Annotated in this window: 14 protein-coding genes; 4 read left to right on the forward strand and 10 right to left on the reverse strand. The window is 54.6% G+C overall.

Features of this window, described 5'->3' with window-relative positions:
- Positions 1-2: 2 nt before the first annotated feature.
- A complete protein-coding gene (gene cysG, locus ACQG2G_RS17210; protein ID WP_165768984.1) occupies positions 3-1,352 on the reverse strand; it encodes a siroheme synthase CysG in 1,350 nt (449 codons plus the stop codon).
- A 246-nt stretch (positions 1,353-1,598) separates the two neighbouring features.
- Here cysG and ACQG2G_RS17215 point away from each other — a divergent pair, with 246 nt between their 5' ends.
- Positions 1,599-2,642, forward strand: coding sequence for an aminopeptidase (locus ACQG2G_RS17215; RefSeq protein WP_061771966.1), 1,044 nt, complete (start codon positions 1,599-1,601; stop codon positions 2,640-2,642).
- A gap of 71 nt (positions 2,643-2,713) precedes the next feature.
- Here the strand turns inward: ACQG2G_RS17215 and cysH are convergent, their stop codons facing one another.
- The 3 genes from cysH to cysJ are packed head-to-tail and all read right to left on the reverse strand — an operon-like array spanning position 2,714 to position 6,981.
- Positions 2,714-3,448, reverse strand: coding sequence for a phosphoadenosine phosphosulfate reductase (gene cysH, locus ACQG2G_RS17220; RefSeq protein ID WP_020689303.1), 735 nt, complete (start codon positions 3,446-3,448; stop codon positions 2,714-2,716).
- 15 nt (positions 3,449-3,463) lie between these two features.
- Positions 3,464-5,176, reverse strand: coding sequence for an assimilatory sulfite reductase (NADPH) hemoprotein subunit (gene cysI / locus ACQG2G_RS17225; RefSeq protein ID WP_020689304.1), 1,713 nt, complete (start codon positions 5,174-5,176; stop codon positions 3,464-3,466).
- Positions 5,176-6,981, reverse strand: coding sequence for an NADPH-dependent assimilatory sulfite reductase flavoprotein subunit (gene cysJ, locus ACQG2G_RS17230; RefSeq protein WP_061771965.1), 1,806 nt, complete (start codon positions 6,979-6,981; stop codon positions 5,176-5,178). Before cysJ ends, cysI begins: the two co-directional genes overlap by 1 nt.
- 306 nt (positions 6,982-7,287) lie before the next feature.
- On the opposite strand from cysJ, the gene queD reads away from it, so the two are divergent.
- Positions 7,288-7,650 carry a 6-carboxytetrahydropterin synthase QueD gene (queD, locus tag ACQG2G_RS17235; protein WP_010434567.1) on the forward strand — a complete coding sequence of 121 codons (363 nt, stop codon included), beginning with the start codon at positions 7,288-7,290 and terminating at the stop codon, positions 7,648-7,650.
- A gap of 88 nt (positions 7,651-7,738) precedes the next feature.
- Here the strand turns inward: queD and queE are convergent, their stop codons facing one another.
- From queE to ACQG2G_RS17250, 3 genes are read right to left on the reverse strand one after another with little or no spacing between them, the layout of a single operon-like run.
- Positions 7,739-8,410, reverse strand: a complete 672-nt coding sequence (gene queE / locus ACQG2G_RS17240) for a 7-carboxy-7-deazaguanine synthase QueE (protein ID WP_013098510.1) — start codon at positions 8,408-8,410, stop codon at positions 7,739-7,741.
- Between the two features lie 54 nt (positions 8,411-8,464).
- Positions 8,465-9,172 carry an N-acetylmannosamine-6-phosphate 2-epimerase gene (locus ACQG2G_RS17245; protein ID WP_023620545.1) on the reverse strand — a complete coding sequence of 236 codons (708 nt, stop codon included), beginning with the start codon at positions 9,170-9,172 and terminating at the stop codon, positions 8,465-8,467.
- Entirely contained in the window at positions 9,172-10,731 is a 1,560-nt protein-coding gene (locus ACQG2G_RS17250) for a maltose/glucose-specific PTS transporter subunit IIC (RefSeq protein ID WP_248078653.1), read from the reverse strand. The genes ACQG2G_RS17245 and ACQG2G_RS17250 overlap by 1 nt, the downstream gene beginning before the upstream one ends.
- Before the next feature lie 166 nt (positions 10,732-10,897).
- On the opposite strand from ACQG2G_RS17250, the gene ACQG2G_RS17255 reads away from it, so the two are divergent.
- On the forward strand, positions 10,898-11,722 hold the full coding sequence (locus ACQG2G_RS17255; protein WP_029883910.1) for a MurR/RpiR family transcriptional regulator: 825 nt from the start codon (positions 10,898-10,900) through the stop codon (positions 11,720-11,722).
- A 356-nt stretch (positions 11,723-12,078) separates the two neighbouring features.
- The gene (locus ACQG2G_RS17260) at positions 12,079-13,188 is read left to right on the forward strand and encodes an SDR family oxidoreductase (RefSeq protein WP_048971732.1); all 1,110 of its coding nucleotides are present in this window, start codon (positions 12,079-12,081) and stop codon (positions 13,186-13,188) included.
- Positions 13,189-13,241: 53 nt separating this feature from the next.
- Here the strand turns inward: ACQG2G_RS17260 and eno are convergent, their stop codons facing one another.
- The 3 genes from eno to mazG form a co-directional block, all read right to left on the reverse strand.
- Positions 13,242-14,540, reverse strand: coding sequence for a phosphopyruvate hydratase (gene eno, locus ACQG2G_RS17265; protein ID WP_013098515.1), 1,299 nt, complete (start codon positions 14,538-14,540; stop codon positions 13,242-13,244).
- Positions 14,541-14,621: 81 nt separating this feature from the next.
- Entirely contained in the window at positions 14,622-16,259 is a 1,638-nt protein-coding gene (gene pyrG / locus ACQG2G_RS17270) for a glutamine hydrolyzing CTP synthase (protein ID WP_013098516.1), read from the reverse strand.
- A gap of 223 nt (positions 16,260-16,482) precedes the next feature.
- Complete coding sequence (gene mazG, locus ACQG2G_RS17275; RefSeq protein WP_029883908.1) at positions 16,483-17,274, reverse strand: nucleoside triphosphate pyrophosphohydrolase; 792 nt, start codon at positions 17,272-17,274, stop codon at positions 16,483-16,485.
- Positions 17,275-17,301 lie beyond the last annotated feature (27 nt).

Raw genomic sequence — 17,301 nt, forward strand, 5'->3', positions numbered from 1 at the left:
CCTTAAGCCAGATTCACCACAGAGGAGCCAAACCCCTCTGAGTCTGTTGTATGTTGAAACCAGGCGAGCGTGCTGTGCAGCTGTACCACTTCGCCCACCACAATAAGCGCGGGCATCGGGGCGTCTTTCGCCAGGACTGCAAGGTCTTGTAGCGTACCGGTCACCACACGCTGATCGACGCGGGTACCGCGAGAAATCACGGCCACCGGCGTTGTCGCCTCGCGACCGTGCTGAATAAGTTGTTCACTGATGTCCGCCGCCTTCATGGTGCCCATATAGATGGCCAGCGTCTGTCGGCTCTGGGCGAGATGCGACCAGTCAAACGGCGTACTGTCGGCCTTATAATGACCAGTCACAAAGGTCACACTCTGGGCGTAATCGCGGTGCGTAAGCGGAATACCTGCGTAGGCCGTTACCGCGGAGGCCGCCGTAATCCCCGGCACCACCTGGAACGGCACGCCCGCTTCGGCTGCCGCCTGCAGTTCTTCGCCACCGCGACCAAAGATGAACGGATCGCCCCCTTTCAGGCGCACCACGGTTTTGCCTGCTTTCGCTGCGGCAATCAGCATCTGATTGGTGTCGTGCTGCGGTACCGAGTGCTCGCCTGCGCGTTTACCCACGCAGATTTGCTCGGCATCGCGACGAATTAGCTCGCGCACACCGTCGGTGACCAGATGGTCATAGAACACCACGTCCGCGTCCTGCAGCACCTGCAGTCCGCGTAAGGTCAGTAACCCGGCATCCCCCGGACCTGCCCCCACCAGAATGATCTCGCCGCCCGTGCTGCCGGGGTTATCCAGCTCGTCTTCGAGGATTTTTTGCGCTGCCGTCTCATTACCGGCGTGCATAAGGCTGGCAAAGCGGCCACGGAATACCCGCTCCCAGAAGCGACGGCGTTCCGTTACGCTGGTCAGGCGGGTTTTCAGATGGTTGCGCCAGTAGCTCGCTTTCTCTGCCATACGTCCGAGACTGGTTGGTAACAGCGCTTCAATCTTTTCCCGCAGCACGCGCGCCAGCACCGGTGCGGTACCGCCGGAGGAGATCGCCACCAGCAGCGGCGAGCGGTCGACAATCGACGGGAAGATAAACGAGCACAAAGGCTGGTCGTCGACCACGTTCACCAGGCGGTAACGCGCCTGAGCGGCCTCGGAAACGCGTCGGTTAAGTTCGCGATCCTCCGTCGCTGCAATCACCAGCACCACGCTGTCGATTTGTGACTCGTCGAACTCCGCTTCTGCGACAACCCGCACCTGCGCGCCCGCGCGCTGCAGAAACGCGATTTTGCGATCGGCAATTTCACCCGTACCCACAACCAGTACCGGTTTTTCTTTAATCGCAGCAAAAAGGGGCAGATAGTCCACAAGCAACAACTCACTAACAACGAGGAATAGAGGGACTATAGGGGGCGGCTTAGACCGAATGAAATTACGAATTGGAATGAGTAGTTACTCAATGGAATAACGCGATGAAAAAGCAAATATCAAAAAGTGCTTAACACGCGAAATTTCGGGCATTTAAGAGCAATTCAAATTGTGTATGGCCGATCACAGTTTCATACTAAGCGGGTTATAATTTTGCTCTGTTTTTAAGGACTCACTATGTTTTCCGCAATGCGCCACCGATACGTTGCCCTGGCGCTCGGCGTTTGCTTTATCCTTCCGGCTCAGGCAAAAAATCAACCGTATGGTGAAATCGCCAATATGCAGGCGCGGCATATTGCCACCGTTTTTCCCGGACGCATGACCGGCTCCCCTGCGGAAATGCTTTCCGCTGACTATCTTCGCCAGCAGTTTGCCGATATGGGCTACCAGAGCGATATCCGGTCGTTTCACAGCCGCTATATCTACACCTCACGAAATAAAACAAAAAACTGGCATAACGTGACAGGCAGTACCGTTATTGCGGCACATGAAGGTAGCGCGGCTGAGCAGATCATTATTATGGCGCACCTGGACACTTACGCGCCCATGAGCGACACCGATACCGATAACAATCTGGGCGGGCTGACGCTGCAAGGGCTGGACGATAACGCGGCAGGTCTGGGCGTGATGCTTGAACTGGCCGAGCGAATGAAAAACATTCCGACAAAATACGGTATTCGCTTTGTGGCAACCAGCGGCGAAGAGGAAGGCAAACTCGGCGCGGAGAATTTCCTTAAGCGCATGAGCGCTGAGGAGAAGAAAAATACGCTGCTGGTGATTAACCTCGATAATTTAATCGTTGGCGATAAGCTCTATTTTAATAGCGGACAGAGTACGCCGGGTACCGTACGTAAACTGACCCGTGACCGGGCGCTGGCGATTGCGCGCAGCCATGGCGTGTATGCCACGACCAATCCTGGCGGCAATCCGGCTTATCCGCGCGGAACGGGCTGCTGTAACGACGGTGAAGTGTTCGATAAAGCGGGCATCCCGGTGCTGTACGTCGAAGCCACCAACTGGGCGTTAGGCAAGAAAGATGGCTATCAGCAGCGGGCTAAAACGAAAGCCTTTCCGGACGGGACGAGCTGGCATAACGTGATGCTGGATAATCAGCAGCATATTGATAGCGCACTGCCGCAGCGCATTGAGCACCGTAGCCGCGATGTGGTGAAAGTAATGCTGCCGCTGGTGAAGGAGCTGGCGAAAGCGGGGAAAGCCTGAGGTTTTTGAACGCTGTGCGGCCTGATGCCCTCACCCCAACCCTCTCCCACCGGGAGAGGGAGTCAATGAAATTACCCTTCGTGTAACCCACACTCGCGCTTCAGCCCAAAGAATCGCGTCTCTTCTTCCGCCATTCCCGGTTCCCATTTGCGCGTGGTGTGGGTATCCCCCACGGACAGGTAGCCCTGATCCCACAGCGGATGGTATTTCAGCCCGTGTTTTTGCAGATACTGGTACACCGTACGGTTATCCCAGTCGATGATCGGCAGCACTTTAAACACGCCGCGCTGCACCGCCAGCACCGGCAGCGTGGCCCGGCTGCCGGACTGCTCGCGGCGAAGACCGGCAAACCAGGTTTGAGCGTTCAGCTCTTTCAGCGCACGGTTCATCGGCTCGACCTTGTTGATCTCATTGTATTTCTCAATGCCCTCAACGCCCTGCTCCCAGAGTTTGCCGTAGCGCGCCTCCTGCCAGGCCGCGCTCTGCTCCGCGCGGTACACTTTCAGGTTCAGCTTAAGCTTGTCCGTCAGCTCATCGATAAACTGGTAGGTTTCCGGGAACAGATAGCCGGTATCGGTGAGGATCACCGGAATATCCGGGCGGATCTGATTCACCAGATGCAAACTGACCGCCGCCTGAATGCCGAAGCTCGACGACAGCACGTAGTCACCCGGCAGGTTTTCCAGCGCCCACGCCACGCGCCCTTCGGCGTCCAGCTTTTCCAGTTGGGCGTTGGTTTCTGCAAGTGCCAGAATGCGTTCGACTTTTGGCAATGCGTTAAGCGCGTTTAGATCGAGTACGGACATAATTACCTCTCGTGGTTACTCCCAGAAATCCCTTGCGGGATCGAGCACCGGGCGAATAATGCCCGCACGCACCGTAAAGTCGCCGAAGCCTTCACCCGCTTCGCGCTCTTTCGCCCAGCGCCCGACAAGCTCGTCGATGGAATCGAGAATTTCTGGCTCAGTGATATTCTCGCGGAACATACGCGGAATACGCGTGCCGATACGATTACCGCCCAGGTGCAGGTTATAGCGACCCGGCGCTTTCCCCACCAGCCCAAGCTCGGCCAGCATCGCGCGGCCACAGCCGTTCGGACAGCCGGTAACGCGCATAACAATATGCTCGTCCGGAATACCGTGTTTTTCCAGAATCGCTTCCACTTTGTCCGTAAATGACGGCAGGAAACGTTCCGCTTCCGCCATCGCCAGCGGACAGGTCGGGAACGACACGCAGGCCATCGAGTTTTCGCGCTGCGGTTTGACCGCATTCATCAACCCATGGTCACGCGCCAGCGCCTCAATTTTCGCCTTTTCACTTTCCGGCACACCAGCAATAATCAGGTTCTGGTTGGCGGTAATGCGGAACTCACCTTTGTGGATCTTCGCGATTTCCAGCAGGCCGGTTTTCAGCGGACGGCCCGGGTAATCCAGAATACGGCCGTTTTCGATAAACAGCGTCAGGTGCCATTTATTGTCGATGCCTTTTACCCAGCCGATGCGATCGCCGCGACCGGTGAATTCGTAAGGGCGGATCGGCTCAAATTTGATCCCCGCGCGACGCTCCACTTCCTCTTTGAACGTCTCAACGCCCACGCGCTCCAGGGTGTATTTGGTTTTCGCGTTTTTACGGTCGGTACGGTTACCCCAGTCGCGCTGGGTGGTGACCACCGCTTCCGCCACGGCCAGCGTGTGCTCCAGCGGCAGGAAGCCGAACTCGCTCGCGGTGCGGGCATAGGTTTTCTTGTTACCGTGTTCAATGGACAGACCGCCGCCCACCAGCAGGTTAAAGCCCACCAGCTTGCCGTTTTCGGCAATTGCCACAAAGTTCATGTCGTTGGCGTGCAGATCGATGTCGTTCTGCGGCGGGATCACCACCGTGGTTTTGAACTTACGCGGCAGATAGGTCTGACCGAGGATCGGTTCTTCATCGGTGGTCGCAACTTTTTCCTGATCGAGCCAGATCTCCGCATAAGCGCGGGTACGCGGCAGCAGGTGCTCGGAGATCTTCTTCGCCCACTCATAGGCTTCAGCGTGCAGCTCGGACTCATACGGGTTCGAGGTGCAGAGCACGTTACGGTTCATGTCGTTGGCCGTCGCCAGCGCGTCCAGTCCGACGGAGTGCAGCATCTGGTGTACCGGCTTCACGTTCTTCTTCAGAATGCCGTGGAACTGGAAGGTCTGACGGTTGGTCAGACGAATGCTGCCGTAAATGGTGTTTTCACCGGCAAATTTATCAATCGCCTGCCACTGTGTCGTGGTGATTACTCCGCCCGGCAGACGGCAGCGCAACAGCATCGCGTGACGCGGCTCCAGCTTCTGTTCAGCACGCTCGGCGCGAATGTCGCGGTCGTCCTGTTGATACATGCCGTGGAAACGGATCAGCAGGAAGTTGTCGCCTTTGAAACCGCCGGTGAGACCGTCATTCAGATCTTCAGCAATGGTGCCGCGCAGATAGTTGCTTTCCAGCTTCATGCGCTCGGCGTCTGACAGTTTACCTTCGACCACCAGGGGCCCTGGATGTTTTTCGCTCATTAGTAGACATCTCGCTGATAACGGCGCTCAACGCGCAGCTCACTTAAAAATTCATCCGCCGCTTCGGCATCCATACCGCCGAATTCGGCAATCACTTCCAGCAGTGCCTGCTCAACGTCTTTCGCCATGCGATTGGCGTCACCGCAGACATAAATGTGGGCACCGTCATTGATCCAGCGCCACAGCTCTGCGCCCTGTTCGCGCAGTTTGTCTTGTACGTATACTTTTTCTTTCTGATCGCGCGACCAGGCCAGATCGATACGGGTCAGCACCCCTTCTTTCACGTAGCGCTGCCACTCAACCTGATAGAGGAAATCTTCGGTAAAGTGCGGGTTGCCGAAGAACAGCCAGTTTTTACCCGGTGCCTCGTCCGCCGCACGCTGCTGCATAAAGGCACGGAACGGCGCAATGCCGGTACCCGGGCCAATCATGATTACCGGCGTTTCCGGGTTCGCCGGCAGACGGAAGTTGTCGTTGTGCTCGATAAAGACGCGCACTTCGCCCTCTTCCTCCACGCGATCGGCCAGGAAGCTGGAGGCACCGCCCGCGCGGGCACGGCCTTCGATGTCGTACCGCACCACGCCCACGGTGATGTGCACTTCGCTCTCGACTTCAGCCTGCGATGAGGCAATGGAGTACAGACGCGGCGTAAGCGGACGCAGCAGGCCGATCAGCGCGTTGGCATCCAGCTGTGCCGGAGAGAAACGCACCATATCGACAATCGGTGTGGTCGCCGCGTAATGCTGCAGCTTCGCCTTATCGCCGACTAACGGCAGCAGCGATTCGCTGCGCGTTAAGGTGGCATAGTTCTCAACGATATTGGCGGTATTTACCGTCAGCTCGAAGTGCCACTGCAGCGCTTCAGAGAGCGGCTGTGTTTTGCCTTCGACGGTGACAGGCTCGTCGCCTTTCAGCCACAGCAGTTCGACCAGCTCCTTGACCAGCGCTGGATCGTTTTGATACCAGACCCCCAGCGCATCGCCAGGCTGATAGCGCAGACCCGAGTCGCCCAGATCGATCTCGATATGGCGCACATCTTTTTCAGAGTCGCGACCGGTAATTTTTTGATTAACCGACAGGCTTGCCGACAGCGGCGCCTCTTTGGTGTACGGGCTGGTGTGAATGTCGTTGACCACGCCGGTCGCGGTGATCGCAGCCTGGGCTGGTGTCTCTTTCGGTACGCGTGCTTTCAGCACGTCAACAATGCGCGCACGCCACTCTGCAGCGGCAGCCTGGTATTCCACATCTGCATCAACGCGGTCCAGCAGGCGCTCTGCGCCCAGCTCCGCCAGCTTGCTGTCAAAATCTTTGCCGGACTGGCAGAAGAATTCATAAGAGGTATCGCCCAGGCCGAACACGGCAAACGCAGTGCCATCGAGTCTGGGCGCTTTTTTCGAGAACAGGAATTTATGCAGCGCGACCGCCTCTTCAGCGGGTTCACCCTCGCCCTGCGTTGAGGCCACAACCACCAGCAGTTTTTCTGACGCGATCTGTTTGAATTTATAATCCCCGGCGTTTACCAGGTTCACGTTCAGTTTGGCGGCCAGCAGGTCGTCACGCAGCGCTTCTGCCACGCGGCGGGCATTGCCCGTCTGTGAAGCGGAGATAAGCGTAATGGCAGGAATTTCTACCGCCGTTGCCGGAGCCGCAGCCACAGCGCCAGGCTGCTGGTTGAGCATTCCCCAGAAATAGCCAGAGACCCAGGCAAGCTGGGTGGGAGAAAAATCAGAGGTGGCAGCCTGAAGGCGCGCCAGTTGCTCCGGGTTCAGGGGAAGCAAATTTGAAGGTGGGGCCTGTGTTGTCATGCGTCGTTATGTTCCAGTAGCCAAGCGGACTTTAAGCGAATAAATCCAAACTGAAGATAAGGTTAACGGCGAGGATAATAACAATTAAAGAAGGGATGGAAATAATAAATAACCAAATGGACTAACCTGTTTTAGTTATCGTTCTTAACGGTAAAAGCGATAAACTAACCGACTGTGAAATAAGGATATAAATCACAAAGCGACGGCTTTTTTGCTGCGATGAAGGTAAAGGCCGTTTTAGTTAATGCTAAAAATTGTGCTTTCCGGTACTATGCGGCGGTTTTTTCCGCATTACTGAGAGCGATCATGTCCACCACACTGTTTAAAGATTTCACCTTCGAAGCCGCCCACCACCTTCCGCATGTTCCTGAAGGACATAAATGCGGCCGTCTGCACGGGCATTCGTTTATGGTGCGTCTTGAGATCACCGGTGAAGTTGATCCGCATACCGGTTGGATCATGGATTTTGCTGAGCTGAAGGCGGCATTTAAGCCGACTTACGATCGTCTGGATCACTATTACCTGAACGATATCCCGGGCCTTGAAAACCCGACCAGCGAAGTGCTGGCAAAATGGATTTGGGATCAGATGAAACCGCTGGTACCGCTGCTGAGCGCAGTGATGATCAAAGAGACCTGTACGGCAGGCTGCGTGTATCGCGGCGAGTGATGCTTGCCGGGGGTCGGCTTCGCCTTACCCGGCCAACAAAAGCCTGGAAACGTAGGCCCGGTAAGCGCTAGCGCCACCGGGCTTTTTTTTAGGCAATATTCAGGTATTTGTGCGTCTGCATCGACAGGCGCCAGTTACGCGCGATACAGGTTTCAATGCACAGGCGCGTGGCGTCTTCTTTCTGGCTGATAGGCTGCAGCGCAATCACGCGCTGTTTTTCGTCCGTCAGCGTCGCCAGCAGTTCATCCAGCGCTTCGATATCACGTACTCGCCCTACCGGGTGTTTAATCTCATCAGCACGTTCCAGCGCCTGAGACAGTACGTCGTAGCCGCCGCGCATGTTTACTTTAGGCGATACCGTCACCCAGGTGGTGTGGGAGCAGCGCACTTCATGCGTACCGCTGGTTTCAATCTGGCAACTGTAGCCGTTCTTTTCGAGCAGTTCGGTCAGCGGCGTCAGATCGTGGATGCAGGGTTCGCCCCCGGTAATGACCACATGGCGCGCCGTCCAGCCCTGACGACCAATAATGGCCAGCAGATCTTCCGCGCTGCCAGCACCCCACTTATCGCTCTCTTTGGTTTTCGCCAGAACGCTAAACAGCGACACTTCCCGATCTGCGAGTTTATCCCACGTATGTTTGGTATCACACCAGGCACAGCCAACCGGGCATCCCTGTAAACGAATAAAAATTGCGGGAACGCCGGTAAAGTAACCCTCGCCTTGCAGGGTCTGGAACATCTCGTTAATCGGGTACTGCATAGTCATCTCAGTTAAGGGGATAAACGATAAGTATCGCAGATCCCCGTGAGATGGTCATGCTCGATCGGTGCTTTGCGCGTCAATTGCCGCCATAAAGCGTTCCGTAATCTGCTGCGGGCGGGTGATTGCCCCGCCCACCACCACCATATGCGCCCCCAACGCCAGACATCTGGCGGCGCGTTCCGGGGTGTCCACGTTACCTTCGGCCACCACCGGTACCGTGACGGCTGCCAGTACCGCTTTCAGAAACTGACAGTCATCATCGGGTAAGGCGTGTCCGGCGGTCTGCGCGGTGTAGCCGTAAAGCGTGGTCCCGACACAATCAAACCCCAGCGCCTGCGCCGTGACGGCCTCATCAACAGTGGCTATATCAGCCATAAGCAGCACCGAGGGATAACGGGTACGAATGCGCGTAACCAGCGTTGCCAGAGATTCCCCGCCAGGCCGCGCCCTGTCGGTCGCATCAAGCGCAATGATCGCCGGGGAGACGGTCATCAGTTCATCCACCTCTTTCATCGTCGCGGTGATAAACACCTCGCTGTCGGGGTACTCCCGCTTGATGATGCCAATAACCGGCAGCGTAACCTGCTCTTTAATCGCCTCAATATCCACCACGCTGTTGGCACGGATGGCCGCAGCCCCTCCCTGACGCGCCGCCAGCGCCATTCGCGACATAATAAACGGGCTATGCAACGGTTCATTCTCAAGCGCCTGACAGGAGACGACCAGTTTTCCCTTCAGGGTATCCAGTACAGTTTTCATTACGATAAGATCTCTTCCACTTCGTTTTTGATAATCGTGACATGCGGACCATAAATGACCTGAACGCCATTTCCGCGCACAATCACGCCGCGCGCACCGGTGGCTTTCAGCGCCGCGTCATTCACTTTGCTGCCGTCTTTAACCGTGACGCGAAGACGCGTGGCGCAGCAGTCCACCTCTTCCAGATTGTCTTTTCCGCCCAGTCCGGCGATCACCGCACTTGCGCGTTCGTTCTGGGCGAACGTCACGTCATTGGCCACCGCCTCCTTTTCCCGACCCGGCGTGGCAAAATCAAAGCGATTAATCAGATAGCGGAACGTGAAGTAATAGAGGAAGAACCACGGTACGCCCACCAGCGGCACTAACATCCAGTGGGTTTTGGCCTCCCCCTGCAAAATGCCGAACAGCACAAAGTCGATAAAACCGCCGGAGAAGGTCTGCCCAATGGTGATGTGTAAAATATGCGCGAGCATAAACGCCAGCCCGTCAAAAAATGCGTGAATGACGTACAGCACCGGCGCGATAAACAGGAAGGAGAACTCGATGGGCTCGGTGATCCCCGTCAGGAAGGAGGTTAATGCCGCTGAAAGCAACAACCCCGCGACGCGTTTTTTGTTCTCCGGTTTAGCCGTGTGATACATCGCAAGGCAGGCCCCGAGCAAACCAAACATCATCGTGATAAAGCGCCCGGACATAAAGCGCGACGTCCCTTCATAAAACTGGCGCGTCGTGGGATCGGCCAGCTGAGCGAAGAAGATCCGCTGCGTACCTTCAACCAGTTGCCCGTTGACAATCTCGCTGCCGCCAAGCGCGGTGGTCCAGAACGGAAGATAGAAGATGTGGTGTAAACCGAACGGGCCCAGCATGCGCAAAATGAAGCCGTACAGCAGTGTTCCCAGATAACCGGTCGCTTCCACCAGCCCGCCCAGACCAAAGATCAGCTTCTGGAAATGTGGCCAGACTACGGTCATTAAGGCTCCGACCAGGATCGCAGCCAGTGAGCTGATAATCGGCACAAAGCGTGAGCCGCCAAAGAATCCCAGAAATTGTGGGAGCGCGATCTTATTAAACCGATGATGCAGCGCGCAGGTAACAAGACCAATGACCACCCCACCAAATACGCCGGTCTCCAGCGTCTGGATCCCCAGCGTCATGCCTTGCCCGACCGCCCCCGGATTCTCGTGCGCCAGTTTTCCGGTGAGGATCAGCAGTGCGTTAATGGTGGCATTCATGACCAGAAACGCGAGTAACGCCGCCAGCCCTGCCGTACCTTTATCATTTTTTGCCAGCCCGACGGCAACCCCAACGGCAAACAGCACCGACAGATTCGCGAACACAATCGAACCGGCGCTGCTCATGATGGTGAAAATAGCCTGTAACCAGTCCACATCTAAAAACGGATATGCCGTAAGCGTATTGGGATTCGATAACGCGCCGCCTATCCCCAGCAGCAGACCCGCCGCAGGCAGTACGGCAATGGGCAACATAAAGGATTTGCCAAAGCGCTGCGCTTTTTCAAACCATCCGCCGGACGAAGCACCACTGAACATTTGCATCATTTTTTCATCCCCTTAGTTAACGATGAAAATTTTTACCATAATTATATTTAATAGTGAAAATCACCATCAAAAACCAGGAGGACGATCATACTTTTTCGAAATGACTGGCATCCCTGCCCCGCTTTCCGCCACACTAGGACGCAGAGAAACGCATTAAGGATCTAGCATGTCAGACCATGAAAACCTGCTGCTGAAGCTGCGCCAGGAGGCTTCCGGGTACAGCCCCACGCAAAAAAAACTGGGAGAGTTTGTTCTCAACGATCCGGCCCGGGTGCTCTACCTGACGATCACCGAACTGGCACGGGAGAGCCACACCAGTGAAGCCAGCGTGACGCGTCTTTGCCGGACGCTCGGCTGCAAAGGCTATAACGAATTCAAGATGGCACTGGCGCTGGATATTCAGCAGGGTCAGCCCGCACGCGTGGCCGGGGACGAAATTGATAACGTCGTCGATGAGTCTGTTCAGGCGCTGCAGGATACCGCCAGACTGCTCGACAGAGCACTGCTGGAAAAGGCCGCTCAGGCGCTGCATCAGGCGCAAGCCGTACAAATATATGGGGTGGCCGCCAGTGCGATCCTCGGTGAGTATTTACATTACAAACTGTTGCGACTCGGCAAACCTGCACAGCTTTTTAGCGATATGCATCGTGCGGCCATGAATGCAGCAACGCTTTCAGAAGGGACGCTGGTGGTGGCCATTTCCAGTTCCGGTTCAACGCGGGATTTGCTCCACGTCGTAAAACTTGCACGCAAACGCGGCGTTAAGGTGTTATCCCTTAGCAATACGCCCCGCAGCCCGCTGGCTTCGCTTAGCGATATGCAGCTGGTCGCCGCAAAACCGGAAGGACCACTCAGCGCAGGCGCGCTCAATGCTAAAGTGGGCGTAATGTTACTGGTTGAGTTACTTACAACTTCCCTGATTGCGATTGATGGCCATTACGGTGAGGTTAGCCAGCAAACCGCGAGTGCAACGCTGCCTTTATTACTCTAAAACCCTTTGCAGGCTAAATAAAATAGCCTGCATGGCGTGATGTCGATTCCATTTAAGTGCTGATACGGTTATTTCGTGCGCGGCATAATGGTGTAACAAATTATTTTATTTATTACATATTCAATGAGTGTTAAAAGCAATAAAATCGCACAAATAACAGAACAAAATCAGTTGGTTAAAATTATTTGATTTATAAATTGAATTTTTCTCACTCTGCTAGTGTCCAATATTTCCACCTGAATTCCTTACCTTAAAATAAGCTTAAGACGCCGTCAGCTTTGCCATTTTTCTATTTAAATGCCGTTTACTTTTGCCTGCCTACAATCCGCCTCATCAATCATTATGAGACGGTATGGATTAATATGTTATTTATTACAGGCGTGACTGGTTTTCTGGGCGGTGCAGTACTTGAAAAAATACTGACCAGCAATAGTTCAGTAAAATTACTGCTGCTTGCGCGCGCCAGTGACCCGCAACAAGGGCTGGAACGCGTGCGGGACAACATGCGTAAATTCAAGGTTTCAGAGGAGACGCTGGCCGCGTTGAGTGAGGAGAATATCCTTATCGGCGATCTCAGCCAGCCGGAGGGGTTCCTGAACGACCCGCGTCTGGAACAGGTGACGCATGTTCTTAACTGCGCGGCCGTCGCGTCATTTGGTAACAATCCGCTGATCTGGAAAGTAAATGTGGAGGGGACGCTGGCGCTCGCCAGACGCATGAACCAGGTTGCCGGTTTACAGCGCTTTCTGCATGTGGGAACAGCCATGTCGTGCACGCCGGAGCAGGATTCGCTGGTCGCCGAAAGCGCGGAGTTCAGAGAGAACGCCGAGCATCTGGTGGAATACACATATTCGAAATCCACCATTGAACAACTGATGCGCCAGCACTGCCCCAACCTGCCGCTGCTCATCGCCCGTCCGTCCATCGTGGTCGGCCATACCCGTCATGGCTGTACGCCGTCGAGCAGTATTTTCTGGGTCTTCAGCATGGGGCTAATGCTGCAAAAATTCATGTGCTCAATGGAAGACAAAATAGATGTCGTCCCGGTGGATTACTGCGCCGATGCGTTGCTGATGCTGCTTAACAGCGCTGCGCAGCCGGGAGAAGTGGTACATATTTCTGCCGGAGAAGAGAACAGCGTGCGCTTTGCGGATATTGATAATGCGATGGCACAGGCGCTGGAGAAAGCCCCGGTCGGTGATAAGTATGCCCAGGTAAGCTACGAAACGCTGGTCAGAATGCGACGTGAGCTGAAGGATATTTTTGGCCCCTGCAACGAACGGCTGATGCTGAGAGCAATGCGCTTGTACGGGGCCTTTGCCACACTGAATGTACGTTTCAGCAACGACAAGCTGCTCAGTATGGGCATGCCTAAACCGCCGCGTTTTACGGACTATATTGCCCGCTGCGTACAAACTACCCGGGGATTGAGCATCCCGGAGCAAATGGCGGTTGATTTCAAATAACCAAAAAAAATGCCAGTCTTTCGACTGGCATTTTCATTTTAAGGCTTAAGCAATTATGCCTGGCCTTTGATCTCTTTACGACCGTTGTAAGGTGCTTTTTCGCCCAGCGCTTCTTCGATACGAATCAGCTGGTTGTATTTAGCAACACGGTCAGAACGGCTCATAGAACCGGTTTTGATCTGGCCAGCAGCGGTACCAACAGCCAGGTCAGCGATGGTAGCGTCTTCAGTTTCGCCAGAACGGTGAGAGATAACAGCGGTGTAGCCAGCGTCTTTCGCCATTTTGATCGCAGCCAGAGTTTCGGTCAGAGAACCGATCTGGTTGAATTTGATCAGGATGGAGTTAACGATGCCTTTCTCGATGCCTTCTTTCAGGATCTTGGTGTTGGTTACGAACAGATCGTCACCAACCAGCTGGATTTTGTCGCCCAGTACTTTAGTCTGGTATGCGAAACCATCCCAGTCAGACTCGTCCAGACCGTCTTCGATAGAAACGATTGGGTACTGTTTGGTCAGGTCTTCCAGGAAGTGAGTGAACTCTTCAGAGGTGAACGCTTTGTTGCCTTCGCCAGCCAGAACGTATTTACCGTCTTTGTAGAATTCAGATGCTGCGCAGTCCATCGCCAGAGTGATGTCTTTGCCCAGCTCATAGCCAGCGGCTTTTACTGCTTCAGCGATAACAGCCAGTGCTTCTGCGTTAGAACCCAGGTTTGGCGCGTAGCCACCTTCGTCACCCACAGCCGTGTTCATACCTTTTGCTTTCAGAACTTTAGCCAGGTTGTGGAACACTTCAGAACCCATACGTACTGCTTCTTTCAGGGTTTTCGCGCCAACTGGCTGAATCATGAATTCCTGAATATCAACGTTGTTGTCTGCGTGCTCACCACCGTTGATGATGTTCATCATTGGTACAGGCATGGAGTATTTGCCTGGGGTGCCGTTCAGTTCAGCGATGTGCTCGAACAGTGGCATACCTTTCGCTGCCGCAGCGGCTTTGGCGTTCGCCAGGGAAACCGCCAGGATTGCGTTCGCACCGAAGTTAGATTTGTTTTCAGTACCGTCCAGATCGATCATGATCTTGTCGATGCCAGCCTGGTCTTTAGCGTCTTTGCCAATGATTGCCTGAGCAATAGGACCGTTTACAGCGCCAACAGCTTTCAGTACGCCTTTGCCCATGAAACGGGATTTGTCGCCATCGCGCAGTTCCAGCGCTTCGCGGGAACCAGTAGAAGCACCTGATGGAGCAGCTGCCATACCGACGAAACCACCTTCCAGATGAACTTCGGCTTCAACGGTCGGGTTACCACGGGAGTCGATGATTTCACGACCGATGACTTTAACGATTTTGGACATTAGATTTTCCTCAGTACAAGTTAAACTAAAACTCCAGACAAACAACGCGTACCGGGGGTACGCGTTGCCGTTCTAACTTTTTTACTTCGCCTGACGCTTCTGATACTCGCTGGCGGCTTTCACGAAACCTGCAAACAGCGGATGCCCGTCACGTGGCGTTGAAGTAAATTCCGGGTGGAATTGGCAGGCGACAAACCACGGGTGGTTTGGCACTTCGATGATCTCGACTAACTGATCATCCCCGGAGCGGCCCGCAACACGCAGACCCGCAGCTTCAATTTGTTTCAACAACATGTTGTTGACTTCATAGCGGTGACGATGACGCTCGGTGATGACCGGTTCGCCATACAGCTTACGAACCACGCTATCGTCAGACAGCTGGCAGGCCTGTGCGCCAAGACGCATAGTGCCACCCAGATCGCTCTTCTCGGTACGGACTTCGACGTTACCGTCTTCGTCGCGCCATTCAGTGATAAGCGCCACTACAGGGTACTTACAGTCTGGCACAAATTCCGTAGAGTTCGCGTTTTCCATTCCCGCTACGTTGCGCGCAAATTCGATTAGCGCAACCTGCATACCCAGGCAGATGCCGAGGTATGGAATATTGTTTTCACGCGCATAGCGTGCAGTGGCGATCTTGCCTTCTACACCACGGTAGCCGAAGCCGCCAGGGATGAGAATCGCATCCAGATCTTTCAGAATTTCGACGCCACGTGTTTCAACATCCTGCGAATCAATCAGCTTGATGTTCACGGAGACGCGGTTCTTCAGACCACCGTGTTTCAGCGCTTCGATAACGGACTTATAGGCATCCGGCAGTTCGATGTACTTGCCGACCATACCGATAGTCACTTCACCAGCCGGATTGGCTTCTTCATAAATAACCTGTTCCCATTCAGACAGGTTAGCTTCCGGACAGTTCAAGCTGAATCGTTTACAAATATAATCGTCCAGGCCCTGTGATTTCAACAGGCCCGGGATTTTATAAATGGAATCGACATCTTTCATTGAAATAACGGCTTTTTCAGGCACGTTACAGAACAATGCAATTTTCGCACGTTCGTTCGCCGGAACCGCGCGATCGGAGCGGCAAACCAGAATGTCAGGCTGAATACCGATGGAGAGCAGCTCTTTCACGGAGTGCTGAGTCGGTTTGGTTTTCACTTCACCTGCGGCTGCCATGTAAGGCACCAGCGTCAGGTGCATGAACAGCGCGTGTTCACGACCGATATCAACCGCCAGCTGGCGAATCGCTTCCAGGAACGGCAGGGATTCGATATCACCTACGGTACCGCCGATTTCAACCAGCACCACGTCGTGGCCTTCGCCACCCGCAATGATGCGTTCTTTGATAGCGTTAGTGATGTGCGGGATAACCTGTACGGTTGCACCCAGATAATCACCACGGCGCTCTTTACGCAGAACGTCGGAGTAGATACGGCCAGTCGTGAAGTTGTTCCGACGGGTCATTTTGGTGCGAATGAAACGCTCGTAGTGGCCAAGATCCAGATCGGTTTCAGCGCCGTCTTCAGTAACGAACACTTCCCCGTGTTGGATTGGGCTCATGGTGCCAGGATCGACGTTGATGTACGGATCCAGTTTCATCATGGTCACATTGAGGCCACGGGCTTCAAGAATGGCTGCGAGGGAGGCTGCGGCAATGCCTTTACCCAGAGAGGATACGACCCCGCCGGTCACAAAAATATAGTTCGTTGTCATGCTGAACCTGAGAAGTTAGGGTGAAACGATGGAATAACCAGGACGGGAAAGTAGTATACCCGAACACGGCGAGCGCCACAAACTTTCATTCTCCGTCTCCATTCCAGGCCATGACAAACATAAGGAGTGAGAAAATAGCCCCTTTTGGGTAAATGTTTTTGACGCAAATCAAGCGCTTGTCATTTAAAAAATCACACAAATTGCGCTTGATCGCAAAATTCCGTTAGAGATCAGATTCCTGGCGTTTTACTTCCTGCCAGACTTCTTCCATCACATCGAGGTCAATTCCGGTCATTTCCAGGCCGCGCGAGGCCACAATGCGCTCGACTTCGCGAAAGCGTCGTTCGAACTTAAGGTTGGCTTTTTGCAGGGCCGTTTCCGCTTTTACACCCAGGTGGCGCGAAAGGTTGACGGTGGCAAACAGCAAATCGCCCATCTCTTCTTCAAGCTTTGCTTCATCCACCACGGCCTGCTGCGCTTCGTGCATCACTTCGTCGATTTCTTCATGGACTTTGTCCAGTACCGGGCCAAGCGAGTGCCAGTCAAACCCTACTGCCGAGCAGCGTTTCTGGATCTTATGGGCACGCATCAGGGCGGGCAGACTCAGCGGAATGTCATCCAGCGCGGAGTGTTGGGATTTTTCAGCCCTCTCGGCGCTTTTAATCTGCTCCCAGCGCGCCAGCACTTCCGCGCTGTTGCCCGCCGTAGCATCGCCAAAGATATGCGGATGGCGGCGCTCAAGCTTGTCGCTAATGGCGGCGCAGATATCGTCAAAATTAAAGCGCCCCTCTTCCTGCGCCATCTGCGCATAGAACACCACCTGGAACAGCAGGTCACCGAGTTCGCCGCGCAGGTCGTCAAAGTCCTCACGTGAAATGGCGTCCAGTACTTCATAGGTCTCTTCGAGGGTGTACGGGGCGATAGTCGCGAAAGTCTGCTCTTTATCCCACGGGCAGCCGTTTTCCGGGTCGCGCAGGCGTTTCATGATGCCGAGCAGGCGGTCGATTTGAGTCATAGTACTGTCCTGATGAAAAAATGCCGG

The sequence above is a fragment of the Enterobacter cloacae complex sp. 382A5 genome, assembly GCF_050031095.1.
Lineage (GTDB): Bacteria > Pseudomonadota > Gammaproteobacteria > Enterobacterales > Enterobacteriaceae > Enterobacter > Enterobacter cloacae.

Bases quoted from the DNA above. Each gene is read 5' to 3' on its own strand.
- ACQG2G_RS17215 (WP_061771966.1), top strand. From the start codon at position 1,599: ATGTTTTCCGCAATGCGCCACCGATACGTTGCCCTGGCGCTCGGCGTT.
- cysH (WP_020689303.1), bottom strand. From the start codon at position 3,448: ATGTCCGTACTCGATCTAAACGCGCTTAACGCATTGCCAAAAGTCGAA.
- cysI (WP_020689304.1), bottom strand. From the start codon at position 5,176: ATGAGCGAAAAACATCCAGGGCCCCTGGTGGTCGAAGGTAAACTGTCA.
- cysJ (WP_061771965.1), bottom strand. From the start codon at position 6,981: ATGACAACACAGGCCCCACCTTCAAATTTGCTTCCCCTGAACCCGGAG.
- queD (WP_010434567.1), top strand. From the start codon at position 7,288: ATGTCCACCACACTGTTTAAAGATTTCACCTTCGAAGCCGCCCACCAC.
- queE (WP_013098510.1), bottom strand. From the start codon at position 8,410: ATGCAGTACCCGATTAACGAGATGTTCCAGACCCTGCAAGGCGAGGGT.
- ACQG2G_RS17245 (WP_023620545.1), bottom strand. From the start codon at position 9,172: ATGAAAACTGTACTGGATACCCTGAAGGGAAAACTGGTCGTCTCCTGT.
- ACQG2G_RS17250 (WP_248078653.1), bottom strand. From the start codon at position 10,731: ATGATGCAAATGTTCAGTGGTGCTTCGTCCGGCGGATGGTTTGAAAAA.
- ACQG2G_RS17255 (WP_029883910.1), top strand. From the start codon at position 10,898: ATGTCAGACCATGAAAACCTGCTGCTGAAGCTGCGCCAGGAGGCTTCC.
- eno (WP_013098515.1), bottom strand. From the start codon at position 14,540: ATGTCCAAAATCGTTAAAGTCATCGGTCGTGAAATCATCGACTCCCGT.
- pyrG (WP_013098516.1), bottom strand. From the start codon at position 16,259: ATGACAACGAACTATATTTTTGTGACCGGCGGGGTCGTATCCTCTCTG.
- mazG (WP_029883908.1), bottom strand. From the start codon at position 17,274: ATGACTCAAATCGACCGCCTGCTCGGCATCATGAAACGCCTGCGCGAC.